A 12,720-nucleotide genomic window follows, 5' to 3' on the forward strand; every position below is an offset into this window, starting at 1 on the left:
CAAGGGATCGTTTCGTAGAGGTGCGCGACGAGTCGGGACAACCGGTTCGGACGGAGGGGGCGCGGTGCCAATGGATCGCGATCGACCGCCGCACGGTCGGGCGAGCGGACCGCGAGTAGGTTCGGTGAGGCTCGAACGTCGCGTCGCGCTCGGGATCGCCGCCTTGGTTCCCTCGTTCGGTCTGATCGGGGCCATCGCGATGTTCTCCGACGACGGTCCCGCGTGCACGACCGCGAAGGTCGTCTGTCTGCTGGTGCTGATCTCGACCGTCCCGGTGGGAGCGTGGTGGCTTCGGCGTTCGCTGGATGCGTCGCACATGCCCGGGTGGTTCGTGGTGTACGCCGACGTGGGCGTCGCAGCGATGTTGCTCACCTTCGCCGGCCGCGACCTGGCTCTGAACGGGGCGGCCCTGTTCGCGGTGATCGGCATCTACATCGTCTACTTCGCCCGGCGGCGAGTGCTCGGATTCCACATGCTGTTCGTCAATGTGACGGTCGTAATTCTGGCGGCGCTGGCGCTGGCGGAGGACGCTCACGATCTGGCGTCGACCGCCGCCAGGACCCTCGCGACGCTGCTGGTGGTCAATTCGGTGCTGGTGTTTCGCGCCGTGATTCAGCATCAACTCGATCTCGCCAACACCGACTCACTGACCGGCCTGCTCAACAGGCGCGGCCTGGAACTGCGGTTCGAACGCATGATGGCCTCGCTCGACGCGGATCGTTCGGTGGCGTTGATGGTGGTCGATCTCGATCAGTTCAAACAGGTCAACGACACCTACGGCCATGCAGTGGGCGACCGCGTGCTGCGCCGCACGGCTCGTAGATTGAAGAGCGCCACGGGGGCGCGGCCGTGTGTGGCCCGCACCGGAGGTGAGGAATTCACCATCGCGCTGCCGGTCACGGAAGCTGCGGCGCACTCGATTGCCGACGAGATCCGCGAATCCGTCCACGATTCGCTCGACGACGTACCGGTGACGGTCAGCGTCGGTGTGGCGATGATCAACGGCAGCCGCTGGTCGGACGCAGCAGAGTCGGGTGACGGCGAGGACCTGCTGCACAACGTTCTGCTCGACGCGGACGCCGCGATGTACGAGTCCAAGCACGCGGGCGGAAACAGAGCGACGGTGTATGCCGGCGAATGATCCGCCGGCGTACACCGTCGTCGTTCGGGGAAGAACGTGTGACTTCCGTCAGCGCAAGGCGCTCTTGGGGTCGTTCCACAGCTGATCGGTGAAGTCCTCCAACGCGACGAGCACGATGGTGTCCTCGGTGCGGCGCAGAATCGACTTGCTGGCGCGGACCTGCACGATATCGCCGGTCTTGTCGGTCATCCGCCACAGAGAATCCGCGCGGGTGGCCACCGTGGTGAGGAACATGTCCGCGACATTGACGCCCTCCGGTGCCCGGTCGGGGAAGATGTCGTGCAGGTGGAAGTCCTCCCGCTCGGTGCGGTCCAGGCCGAACAGATCGTCGAAGGCCTCGTTCGCGAACACGATGGCACCGGTGGGATCGACTGCAAGGATCGGCACCGGAATTCGGTCGAGGACGACCGTGACCGGCAGATCGGGAAACTGCGTCGGATCCGAGATCGGTCGCGAATCGAGATTGCGCCGATCACCGTTGGAAGTGCTGTCGGTCATGCGTTTCCCCAAACTAGTTTCGTCGGCGTTCGGCCGAGGGCGAGGTGTGTGATGCCGAAACGATCAGTGCTCCGGATTGTCCGCCAAGCGCTTGAATGATGCAGCGATTTCGGCCTCTGCCTCTGCGCGGCCCACCCAGTCTGCCCCGGTGACGTGCTTGTTGGGTTCGAGATCCTTGTAATGGACGAAGAAATGCTTGATCGCATCGAGCTCGAACGTCGAGACGTCGCTCAGATCCTGGATGTGGTCCCAACGAGTGTCGCCTGCGGGAACGCACAGCACCTTGTCGTCGCCGCCGGCCTCGTCGACCATCTTGAACATCGCTACGGGACGGGCTTCGACGATGACGCCGGGGAACACCGACTCGGGCAGCAGAACCAGTGCGTCGAGCGGATCGCCGTCCTCGCCGAGCGTGTTCTCGATGAAGCCGTAATCGGCTGGATACGCCATCGCGGTGTAGAGGTAGCGATCGAGTCGAACACGTCCGGTGACGTGGTCGACCTCGTACTTGTTGCGCTGCCCCTTGGGGATCTCGATGGTGACGTCGAACGGCACGTGCAGTCCTCACTGTCTTCGTTCGGGCCCGACCGGGCCCGAACCGTTGCGAATGTGTCGATGGTGGCGGCGCAAGGCTACCGGACCCGAGGATACTGTTGACTGAACGATCGTGGGTACGACCACGGCAGATACGGAGGAACAGTGGCGGGGCTGACACGACGGTTCCTCGGCCCCACAGCGGGCCGACGGCGCAGGAAGAAGCGCGTGATCCTGACGCTGTGTGCGCTGTTCGTCGTGATCCTCGCCGCGACGACCGCCGCCCTCGTGTTGCCGTCGGTGTCCGACGGAGCGGAGACCGCGATCGAGCCCCCACCCGAGACGGTGCTGCCCGACCCTGCGATCACCCCGTTCCCGGAATCGGCACCGGTGCCGAACTCGGCAGCTCTGGCAGCTGCGCTGGCCCAGGTGGTCGACGATCCCGCCCTCGGCACGTTCACCGGCACCGTCGCCGACGCACGGACCGGTCAGGTGCTCTGGTCCCAGAACCCCGACACTCCGATGACGCCTGCCTCGACCACCAAGGTCCTCACCGCTGCCGCGGCGATGCTCGCGCTCCCGGCCGATCACCGCGTCACCACTCGCGTGGTCCAGGGCAACGGCGAGGGCAACATCGTGCTGATCGCGGGCGGCGACCCCACACTCACCGCGCTTCCGGTCGGAACGGACGGGTTCTATCCGGGAGCGGCGCGCATCGACGACCTGGTGGAGCAGATTCGGCGCAGCGGAACGGTGGTGCGCAGCATCGGCGTCGACACCTCCGTCTATTCCGGTGACACGATGGCGCAGGGCTGGTTCCCCGCCGATATCGCCGCCGGTTCCATCACACCGATCGAACCGATCATGCTCGACGGCGGACGATCGGACCCACTCGTCGACGAGTCGCCGCGCAGCACAACCCCGGCGCTGGACGCAGGCCGCGCACTGGCTGCTGGGCTGGGCGTCGACCCGGCAGCGGTGACGATCGGCAAGGCCATCGACGGGGCCGATCAGATCGCATCCGTCGAATCCGCGCCGCTGCGGAACCGATTGCAGCAGATGATCTATCGCTCCGACAATGTCCTCGCCGAGGCCGTAGGACGCGAAATCTCTCTCGAAATGAACACGGCGGCAAGCTTTTCCGGAGCAGTGGCGTCGATCGGGCAGACCCTGTACTCGGCAGGCTTCGACATGGCCGGGCTCACGCTCGAGGACGCCAGCGGACTGTCGGTCGACGGCAAGATTCCGGCCAGGCTGCTCGATCAGGTGTTGACGTCGGCAGCGGGAACCGAGCAGCCTGCACTGCGTCCGATGCTCGATTATCTTCCTGTCGCCGGCGCGACCGGAACCCTGACGGATCGGTACGCCTCGGGGGATCGAACCGGAGCGGGCTGGGTTCGCGCCAAGACCGGAACGCTCTCTGCTGCAAGCGCTTTGGCGGGATACGTCGTCGACGTCGACGGCCGCATCCTGACCTTCGCGCTGATGTCCAACGACCGGCCGCCCGACGTCAGTCGCCCCGCCCTCGATGCCGTCGCATCGACCCTGAGATTGTGTGGTTGCCAGTGAACACGGACGCAGCAACGAAGGCCGAAGACGGCGAATCCACGTCCGGTTTCGCCGGTGCCGTCGACTGGTCGGTGGCGGCGAAGACCGGAGCGAAGCTGGCCCGCCCGGGTCCGGCCACTTCGCGCTACACCGCCGATGCGGCCGTGGAAGAGCTTGCCGCCGCATCGATTCGGGCCGAGGGGCCGGTTCGCGAGACCACCGGCCTGGCCGACGGCCTCCCAGTGCCCGACGCCCAGGTGGTCGACCGCGCAGGCTGGATCGCCGCGGCCGCGTCGTCGATGAAGCACCTGACCGGAGACGACGACGGTACGCCGCCGTCCGGTCTGCTCGGCGGAAAGCCGGCCGGACTGCAGGCCGGAGCGATGCTGGCCTTCCTGTCCAGCGCCATTCTCGGACAGTACGACCCCTTCACCGGCGAGAACGGAACGCTGCTTCTGGTCGCGCCCAACGTGATTGCCGTCGAGCGGGCGCTGCGTGTGTCGCCGAGCGACTTCCGGTTGTGGGTGTGCCTGCACGAGGTGACGCACCGAGTGCAGTTCTCCTCCGCGCCGTGGCTCGGCGGCTACATGCGCGAGAACGTCGGGGTGCTCTCCGACGGCACCGACGAGCCGCTGACAGATGTCGCCAACCGGCTGACCGGTGCGCTGAAGGCCCGCAAGAATCCGAGCGGGTCCACCAGGTCCGAGGACGCAGGCATCGTCGGACTCCTGCGCGCCACCCAACCGCAGCCCCAGCGCGACGCCATCGACCGACTCCTGGTGCTGGGCACCCTGCTCGAAGGCCACGCCGACCACGTGATGGACGCCGTCGGACCGGCCGTCGTGCCGACCGTGACGCGGATCCGTGGTGCGTTCGATCAGCGCAGGCAACGCAAGGTGAACCCGCTGCAACGCGTCGTCCGGGCACTGCTCGGCATGGACGCGAAAATGGCGCAGTACGTGCGCGGCAAGGCGTTCGTCGATCACGTCGTCGCCACGGTGGGGATGGAACGCTTCAACACCGTGTGGACCGGGCCCGACACCCTGCCGTTGCTGTCGGAGATCGAGGACCCCGACGCCTGGATCGCCCGAGTTCTGGGCTGATGCCCACGCGGCTACCCGAAGGCCCCGCGCTGCTCGAGGTCAGGCATGCGGTGCGCGCGTGGCTCGCCGCCCACCCCGGTCCTGTCGCCGTCGCGTTGTCCGGTGGAGCGGATTCGTTGGCGTTGACCGCAGCGACCGTGGCGGAGGCTCCGGGTGTGCTCGCGTTGATCGTCGATCACGGTCTGCAGGCCGGCTCCGCGCAGGTGGCCTCGACTGCGGCGGCGCACGCTCTCGAGTTCGGTGTCGCCGACGCGCGGGTTCTGACGGTGCAGGTGAGCGGCTCGGGAGGGATGGAAGCAGCCGCCCGCCGAGCCAGGTACGACGCGTTGAACCAAGCCCGCGGCGACGCGTCGGTGCTGGTGGCGCACACCCTCGACGATCAGGCCGAAACGGTGCTGCTCGGGTTGGGGCGCGGATCGGGACCGCGGTCGATCGCCGGGATGGCGGCATTCGATGCGCCGTGGGGCCGGCCGCTGCTCGGAGTGAGGCGCAGCGTGACCCGGGCTGCCTGCGTCGAGCTGGGGATCGAGCCGTTCGAGGATCCGCACAACATCGACACCGACTTCACTCGGGTTCGGTTGCGTCACGAGGTGCTGCCCCTGCTCGAGGATGTGCTCGGCGGTGGTGTCGCCGCCGCACTCGCGCGGACTGCCGAGCAGTTGCGCGAGGACGGCCGGGTCCTCGACGCGATGGCCGAGTCCGTCGTCGATACCGATGCGCCGGACCTCGAGGTCGCTGCACTCGACCCGCTCGCTCCCGCCGTTCGCAGGCGGGTGCTGCGCCGATGGTTGCTCGGCCGAGGTGTGACGTCGCTGACCGACCGGCAGATCCGGGCCGTCGATGCCCTCGTCGGACGGTGGACGGGTCAGGGCGGAGTCGCGCTGCCAGGAGGAACGTCCGACGCCAGGTTGGTGTGCTCGCGTCGGCATGGCAGGCTGAGCGTCGGCCTGGAGAACGAATGAAGGGAAACCCCGTGTACGAGGGCGACATCGAATCGGTTCTCATTTCCGAGGAACAGATCAAAGCACGCACTGCGGAACTCGCAGAAGAGATCGCCCAGCGGTATCCCGAAGGCTCGCCGGAAGGTGACCTGCTCCTGGTCGGCGTCCTCAAGGGCGCGATCATGTTCATGACCGACTTCGCCAGGGCCCTGCCCATCCCGGCGCAGCTCGAGTTCATGGCGGTCAGCTCCTACGGGTCGTCCACCTCGTCGTCGGGCGTCGTCCGGATTCTCAAGGACCTCGACCGCGACATCACCGGACGCCACGTGCTGATCGTCGAGGACATCATCGACTCCGGTCTGACGCTGAGCTGGCTCAAGCGCAACCTCGCGACCCGCTCGCCTGCCTCGTTGTCGGTGGTGACGTTGCTGCGCAAGCCCGACGCCATCAAGGTCGACGTTGAGGTCGCGAACGTGGGCTTCGATATCCCCAACGAATTCGTCGTCGGCTACGGCCTCGACTACAACGAGCGCTACCGGGATCTGCCGTACATCGGCCTACTCGATCCCAAGGTCTACAGCTGAGTTCGTTCCTTCGGTCCGCCCCGCCCGCGTGAATGGACCATTGCCGCGCGGAGACGCATGCAATGGTCCATCGATGCGGATAAGGTGCCCATCAGGTGGGGAACTGCCGGGGGAGTGCAGTCGTTGGAGGGGAAGGAGCGTCGACGCAAACAGGTGCGTGGACGCACAGCGCCAGGTAAGAGCGAGTCAGATGTCCGAGTCTCGCGCTAGCCTGGAGTATCCGGCGGGCAGGGAGCAGCCAGCGCGCTGGAGCGGACTGAAAGGACACGGCCGACTCGGCTGAAGCTGTATGAATCGGAAGACAGTAATACGAAATCTTGCCATCGTTTTCGGCATTCTGTTGGTGATCTATGCCTTCAGCTACTTCGGTAACGACACGCGGGATTGGAAGACGGTCGACACCTCGGTGGCGATCGCCCAGCTCGACGACCGCAATGTCGAGTCCGCGCAGATCGACGACCGTGAGCAACAGATTCGGCTGACTCTCAAAGAGGCCAACGAGGCCTCGGGCAACGAAACTCAGATCATTGCGAAGTACCCGGACTCGGCGTCCGAGCAGATCTTCGACAAGGTCGACTCCCAGGGGTTGACCAGCTACAACACCACCGTCACCCAGGAGAGCTGGTTCAGCTCGTTCCTGCTGTTGATCCTGCCGATGGTGCTGATCCTCGGCGTGATCATCTTCGTGATGAGCCGCATGCAGGGTGGCGGACGCGGTGGCGTCATGGGCTTCGGCAAGTCCAAGGCCAAGCAGCTGACGAAGGACATGCCCAAGACCACGTTCGCCGACGTCGCGGGCGCGGACGAGGCAGTCGAAGAGCTCTACGAGATCAAGGATTTCCTGCAGAACCCGTCTCGCTACCAGGCCCTCGGTGCCAAGATTCCGCGCGGCGTACTGCTGTACGGCCCTCCCGGAACCGGCAAGACGCTGCTCGCGCGCGCCGTCGCGGGCGAGGCAGGCGTGCCGTTCTTCACCATCTCCGGCTCGGACTTCGTCGAGATGTTCGTCGGTGTCGGCGCGTCCCGCGTGCGCGACCTGTTCGAGCAGGCCAAGCAGAACAGCCCCTGCATCATCTTCGTCGACGAGATCGACGCCGTCGGTCGTCAGCGCGGCGCAGGCATGGGCGGCGGTCACGACGAGCGCGAACAGACGCTCAACCAGCTCCTCGTCGAGATGGACGGCTTCGGTGAGCGCACCGGCGTCATCCTCATCGCCGCCACCAACCGCCCCGACATCCTCGACCCCGCGCTGTTGCGTCCGGGCCGCTTCGATCGGCAGATCCCGGTCGGTGCCCCCGACCTGGCCGGCCGTCGGGCGATCCTGAAGGTGCACTCCGCGGGCAAGCCCGTTGCGCAGGACGCCGACCTCGAAGGTCTCGCCAAGCGAACCGTCGGAATGTCCGGTGCCGACCTGGCGAACGTCATCAACGAAGCGGCACTGCTCACCGCCCGCGAGAACGGCACCGTCATCACCGAGGCATCCCTCGAGGAGTCGGTGGACCGCGTCGTCGGTGGCCCGCGCCGCAAGAGCCGCATCATCAGCGAGCACGAACGCAAGATCACCGCGTACCACGAGGGTGGTCACACTCTCGCGGCGTGGGCGATGCCCGACATCGAGCCCGTCTACAAGGTCACCATCCTCGCTCGCGGTCGCACCGGCGGTCACGCGATGACGGTGCCCGAGGACGACAAGGGCCTGATGACGCGGTCGGAGATGATCGCTCGCCTCGTCATGGCCATGGGTGGCCGCGCGGCCGAGGAGCTCGTCTTCCACGAGCCGACCACCGGTGCGTCCTCGGATATCGACCAGGCCACCAAGATCGCTCGTGCGATGGTCACCGAGTACGGCATGAGCAGCAAGCTCGGAGCCGTTCGCTACGGACAGGAACAGGGTGACCCGTTCCTCGGCCGGTCGATGGGTCAGCAGTCCGACTTCTCGCACGAGGTCGCCCGCGAGATCGACGAGGAGGTGCGCAAGCTCATCGAGGCGGCGCACACCGAGGCGTGGGCCATCCTCAACGAGTACCGCGACCTGCTCGACACCCTTGCCTCGGAGCTGCTCGAACGCGAGACGCTCACCCGCAAGGACCTCGAGAAGATCTTCCACAGCGTCACCAAGCGTCCGCGCATCACGCTGTTCAACGACTTCGGTGATCGCAAGCCCTCGGACAAGCCACCGGTCAAGACTCCTCGCGAACTCGCCGCCGAGCGCGGCGAGCCGTGGCCTCCGGTGCCGCCGGCCCCGAAGCAGCTTCCGCCGCAACAGTTTCCGCAGCCCAGCTACGCCGGTTCGCCGCAGCTGAGCAAGGGTGGCTACCCGAACGGAAGCAACGGATACAACGGGTCTCCGACCAACGGCGCACCCACCAACGGTGCCCCGTCGAACGGCGCTCCGACCAACGGTGGCCCGGTCAACGGATCGCCGAACACCGGCGACGTCGATGCGCCGAACACCGGTGAGCGACGCAGCGCCCCGGTAACCGGCGGCTTCAACGGCGGCGGCTACAACGGCGGGCCCAACGGAGGTTACGGCGGCCCGGTCAACGGAGGAGCTCCCAACGGGGGCGGATACTCCGAGGGCTATCGCAGGCAGGACCCGCGCCCGAGTGGCCCGAGCCAGGGCTCGCGTCCCGATTACGGTGCCCCGGCCGGATGGTCGGCTCCGGGATGGCCTCCGCGTGAGCAGTCCGCGGTTCCCCGTTACCAGGGACCGACCACGCCGCCTGCTGCGAACCAACCGAACCGCGAGCAGTCGGAATCGGATCGACCGGACCAGAATCGGTACGAGCCGCCGCAGGGACAGCCACCGGCGTACCGGCAGCACCCCACCTATCAGCAGCCACAGGCGTATCAACCGCCGACCGCTGCACCGTCGAATCAACCGCCTTCGAATCAACCAACGGAATATCAGCAGCCGCAGTATCAGCCGGATCCGTTCCGGCCGGACGCACGGGAACAGGGTCGTACCTCTCGGCACGAGCCCCCGTACGGCCAGAACCAGAACGATGCTGCACCGGCCGAGGCGTCGCCTCCCACCTGGGAGGTTCCGACTCCGTCGCAGAGCTATCCGCTGCCCGGAGACGATCGTTCCGCGAGCAGCCCGTCCGAGGACGCGCGGCGAGACGAGCGAGCCGAGGACGACGGCGACGAAGGTCCGAGGACGCAACGCTGGGAAGGGCCGGGCGGTTCGTACCGCTAGGTCCATCATTAGGCTGGCTGGGTCGACCCTTTCGGTCGGCCCAGTCCGTCGTTCGAACCGTGCTGAAGGTCGACGCAGCTGCTCGTGAAGAACAGGTGCAGTTCGGCCCAGCTGTCACATTCGCGGAGCCCAACCGGAGGTACGTTCTCGTGTCAGTCAACCGGACCGACGAGTCGGCAATCGACTCGGCAGAAGTCCCAGCAGCGCAGCAGAGGGCAGTGGAAGAGACAGTGGCCTACGCCACCGGCGCGGTCTTCGACCAGCCTCGCGCCGAGGCCGCCGTGCGGGAGCTGTTGATCGCCGTCGGCGAGGATCCCGACCGTCCAGGTCTGCTCGACACCCCTGCCCGCGTCGCGCGTTCCTACCGCGAAATTTTCGCCGGGCTCTACACCGACCCGGACACTGCGCTGAACACGACGTTCGACGAGGGGCACCAGGAACTGGTTCTCGTCCGCGACATCCCCATGTTCTCCACGTGCGAGCATCACCTGGTCTCGTTCCATGGCGTTGCACACGTCGGTTACATCCCTGGCAAGAGCGGCAAGGTCACCGGCCTGTCGAAGCTGGCGCGCGTGGTGGACATGTACGCCAAGCGCCCGCAGGTGCAGGAGCGTCTGACCAGCCAGATCGCCGACGCGTTGATGCGCAAGCTCGACCCGCGCGGTGCGATCGTCGTGATCGAGGCCGAGCACCTGTGCATGGCCATGCGCGGGATTCGCAAGCCGGGTGCCAGTACCACCACCTCCGCGGTGCGGGGTCTGTTGCAGTCCAGCGCGGCGTCGCGTTCGGAAGCTCTGGACCTGATTCTGCGGAAATGACGCGTCCGGTCGATTCCCGATGAGCCCGGCGCGAAGTATCCCCCCGGCACCCGTCGTCATGGGTGTACTCAACGTCACTGCCGATTCGTTCTCCGACGGCGGTCGATACCTCGACGTCGACGCTGCCGTCGAACACGGGTTGGCGATGCATCGTCGCGGCGTCGACATAGTCGACGTCGGTGGTGAGTCGACGCGGCCCGGAGCAGACCGGATCGATCCGACACTCGAGGCGCAGCGTGTCGTACCGGTCATCGCTGCGCTCGCCGAAGCAGGGGTGGCCACCAGCGTCGACACGATGCGTGCCTCGGTCGCCGAGGCCGCGATCGAGGCCGGGGTATCGATCGTCAACGACGTCTCGGGCGGTCGGGCGGATCCGGCCATGGCCGGGGTGGTTGCGGACGGCGGATTGCCGTGGATCCTGATGCACTGGCGAGCCGCCGGATCCGAATACCGGCACGCCGGTCCGGCCGATCGGTACCACGACGTGGTCGCCGACGTCCGCAGTGAACTGCTCGAACAGGTCGACCACGCAGTGGCCGCAGGAGTGGACACCGCGATGCTCGTGCTCGACCCGGGCCTCGGCTTCGCCAAGAACGCCGAGCACAACTGGCAACTGCTCCGTGGCCTCCCCGATCTGGTGTCGGCCGGCTTCCCGGTTCTCGTCGGTGCCTCCAGGAAGCGATTCCTCGGATCACTGCTGGCGGACGACGACGGTTCTCCGCGACCGCCGGACGGGCGAGAGGTCGCCACGGCCGTGGTGTCGGCGCTCGCCGTCGCCGGGGGAGCGTGGGGTGTGCGCGTGCACGACGTTCGAGCGTCACTCGACGCGGTGGCGGTCGTACGGGCATGGCAGGGTGATCGGGCATGAGCGAGATCAGCAGCCGCGTCGGCACCGGGACGCGTCGCGGCGACCGCATCGAACTGCGTGGCCTGACGGTGCGCGGCAATCACGGCGTCTTCGACTTCGAGAAGCGAGACGGGCAGGACTTCGTCGTCGACATCACCGTCTGGATGGACCTGCGGCCCGCGGCCGAGACCGACGACCTGACGCGAACCCTGCACTACGGAGAACTGGCCGAGCACGCCGCGGCTGTCGTCGCGGGCCCGTCGAGGGATCTGATCGAGACGGTCTCGGCCGAGATCGCCGAGGTCGTGCTGGCGTACGACTCACGCGTCGACGCGGTGGAAGTGGTGCTGCACAAGCCGTCGGCACCCATCCCGTTGACGTTCGGGGACGTTGCCGTGGTGGCGTACCGGGAGCGGTCGTGACCCGGGCGGTGCTGTCCATCGGCAGCAACGTCGGTGATTCGCTGGCCCACTTGCGTTCTGTCGCAACCGAATTGGGTCCACGGTTGGTGGCCTGCTCGTCGGTCTATCGCTCCGCTCCCTGGGGCGGCGTGGAGCAGCAGGATTTCCTCAATGCCGTCGTGGTGGCCGAGGACGAAGCGTTCGACGCCTGGGATTGGTTGCGCTTCGGGCAGCGCCTCGAGGAGGCGGCCGATCGCGTTCGAGTCCAGCGGTGGGGGCCGCGGAGCCTCGACGTCGACGTGGTGGTGTGCGAGAACCTGATCAGCGAGGACCCTCGTCTGATCCTTCCGCACCCGCGCGCGCACGAGCGGGCGTTCGTCCTGCTGCCGTGGCTGGACGTCGAACCGGACGCCACCCTGCGCGTCGGCGACGACGATGTGCCGGTGACCGAATTGCTCGCGCGACTGAGTCCGGAGGAGCGTGCGGGAGTTGTCCAGCAGGAGTGGAGCCTGCAGGAACGACCAAAAGAGCACGAAGGCGTCGGTGATGGGTCGTGGTGACCAATCCCACCAAGGTCTGGGATGTGCTGGGTCTTTTCCTGGTCGCCTCGATAGGCACGTGGTTGCTGGTTCGGGTCTTCTACGGCTCGTTGCCTCCGATTCCGGTGTACGCCGGGGCGTCGTTGTATCTGGTCGCGGTGGTGCAAGTGGTCACCGCGGTGATCGTTCGCAACCGCATCGCCGAGCATCGGGTGGGCAGCGGTCTGCACGATCTGCACCCGTTGACTGTGTTCAGGGCGTTGGTGTTGGCCAAGGCATCGATGCTGGTGGGGACCGCTGTCGTCGGAGTGTGCGTCGGGTTTCTGGTGTACGTGATACCGCGTGCGGCGACGGTGCGGGCAGCGTCGTCGGACAGGGCCGGAGCCGTCGTCGCGCTCGTGGCGGGACTGGCCGTCGTCGCTGCCGCGGTGTGGCTCGAACAGTGCTGCCGTACCCCGGAAGACCGTGACGACGAGCGTTCTCGGTAACGCTCGAAACATTTGATTGTTACCTCGGTTGTGTAAGTGATCGGTCGAGGATGACTATTTGCGAACGATTTGCCAGTTA

General features: G+C 66.7%; 13 protein-coding genes. 11 read left to right on the forward strand and 2 right to left on the reverse strand.

Going from position 1 to position 12,720, the window contains the following annotated elements:
- The first annotated feature begins 124 nt into the window (after nt 1-124).
- A complete protein-coding gene (locus NY08_RS20940) occupies nt 125-1,141 on the forward strand; it encodes a GGDEF domain-containing protein (protein ID WP_235386984.1) in 1,017 nt (338 codons plus the stop codon).
- Between the two features lie 48 nt (nt 1,142-1,189).
- Here NY08_RS20940 and NY08_RS20945 read toward each other — a convergent pair whose 3' ends face one another.
- A complete protein-coding gene (locus tag NY08_RS20945) occupies nt 1,190-1,639 on the reverse strand; it encodes a PAS domain-containing protein (protein ID WP_032395173.1) in 450 nt (149 codons plus the stop codon).
- Nucleotides 1,640-1,702: 63 nt separating this feature from the next.
- Complete coding sequence (locus NY08_RS20950; protein WP_032395172.1) at nt 1,703-2,194, reverse strand: inorganic diphosphatase; 492 nt, start codon at nt 2,192-2,194, stop codon at nt 1,703-1,705.
- A gap of 144 nt (nt 2,195-2,338) precedes the next feature.
- Between NY08_RS20950 and dacB the strand changes: the two genes are divergently transcribed.
- The 10 genes from dacB to NY08_RS21000 all read left to right on the forward strand — a co-directional run bounded on the left by dacB (nt 2,339) and on the right by NY08_RS21000 (nt 12,641).
- Nucleotides 2,339-3,742 carry a D-alanyl-D-alanine carboxypeptidase/D-alanyl-D-alanine endopeptidase gene (gene dacB / locus NY08_RS20955; RefSeq protein WP_045198576.1) on the forward strand — a complete coding sequence of 468 codons (1,404 nt, stop codon included), beginning with the start codon at nt 2,339-2,341 and terminating at the stop codon, nt 3,740-3,742.
- A complete protein-coding gene (locus NY08_RS20960) occupies nt 3,733-4,824 on the forward strand; it encodes a zinc-dependent metalloprotease (RefSeq protein WP_442970765.1) in 1,092 nt (363 codons plus the stop codon). Before dacB ends, NY08_RS20960 begins: the two co-directional genes overlap by 10 nt.
- Complete coding sequence (gene tilS, locus NY08_RS20965) at nt 4,824-5,786, forward strand: tRNA lysidine(34) synthetase TilS (RefSeq protein WP_045198579.1); 963 nt, start codon at nt 4,824-4,826, stop codon at nt 5,784-5,786. The genes NY08_RS20960 and tilS overlap by 1 nt, the downstream gene beginning before the upstream one ends.
- 11 nt (nt 5,787-5,797) lie before the next feature.
- Nucleotides 5,798-6,349 (forward strand): hypoxanthine phosphoribosyltransferase, encoded by a 552-nt coding sequence (hpt, locus tag NY08_RS20970; protein ID WP_032395535.1) that lies wholly within the window; start codon nt 5,798-5,800, stop codon nt 6,347-6,349.
- Nucleotides 6,350-6,638: 289 nt separating this feature from the next.
- A complete protein-coding gene (gene ftsH / locus NY08_RS20975; protein ID WP_045198581.1) occupies nt 6,639-9,548 on the forward strand; it encodes an ATP-dependent zinc metalloprotease FtsH in 2,910 nt (969 codons plus the stop codon).
- Nucleotides 9,549-9,766: 218 nt separating this feature from the next.
- Nucleotides 9,767-10,366: a GTP cyclohydrolase I FolE gene (folE, locus tag NY08_RS20980; RefSeq protein WP_032395534.1), complete on the forward strand. Its 600-nt coding sequence runs from the start codon at nt 9,767-9,769 to the stop codon at nt 10,364-10,366.
- Nucleotides 10,367-10,385: 19 nt separating this feature from the next.
- Nucleotides 10,386-11,234: a dihydropteroate synthase gene (gene folP / locus NY08_RS20985; RefSeq protein WP_176459166.1), complete on the forward strand. Its 849-nt coding sequence runs from the start codon at nt 10,386-10,388 to the stop codon at nt 11,232-11,234.
- Complete coding sequence (folB, locus tag NY08_RS20990; protein WP_045198583.1) at nt 11,231-11,635, forward strand: dihydroneopterin aldolase; 405 nt, start codon at nt 11,231-11,233, stop codon at nt 11,633-11,635. Before folP ends, folB begins: the two co-directional genes overlap by 4 nt.
- Nucleotides 11,632-12,174: a 2-amino-4-hydroxy-6-hydroxymethyldihydropteridine diphosphokinase gene (gene folK / locus NY08_RS20995; protein ID WP_045198585.1), complete on the forward strand. Its 543-nt coding sequence runs from the start codon at nt 11,632-11,634 to the stop codon at nt 12,172-12,174. The genes folB and folK overlap by 4 nt, the downstream gene beginning before the upstream one ends.
- A complete protein-coding gene (locus tag NY08_RS21000; RefSeq protein WP_094628620.1) occupies nt 12,171-12,641 on the forward strand; it encodes a DUF3180 domain-containing protein in 471 nt (156 codons plus the stop codon). Before folK ends, NY08_RS21000 begins: the two co-directional genes overlap by 4 nt.
- The last annotated feature ends 79 nt before the right edge of the window (nt 12,642-12,720 follow it).

This window comes from Rhodococcus sp. B7740, assembly GCF_000954115.1.
Lineage (GTDB): Bacteria > Actinomycetota > Actinomycetes > Mycobacteriales > Mycobacteriaceae > Rhodococcoides.

Excerpts from the sequence above, each read along its gene's own strand:
- NY08_RS20945 (WP_032395173.1), bottom strand. The coding sequence starts at position 1,639 with ATGACCGACAGCACTTCCAACGGTGATCGGCGCAATCTCGATTCGCGA.
- ftsH (WP_045198581.1), top strand. The coding sequence starts at position 6,639 with ATGAATCGGAAGACAGTAATACGAAATCTTGCCATCGTTTTCGGCATT.
- folB (WP_045198583.1), top strand. The coding sequence starts at position 11,231 with ATGAGCGAGATCAGCAGCCGCGTCGGCACCGGGACGCGTCGCGGCGAC.
- folP (WP_176459166.1), top strand. The coding sequence starts at position 10,386 with ATGAGCCCGGCGCGAAGTATCCCCCCGGCACCCGTCGTCATGGGTGTA.
- tilS (WP_045198579.1), top strand. The coding sequence starts at position 4,824 with ATGCCCACGCGGCTACCCGAAGGCCCCGCGCTGCTCGAGGTCAGGCAT.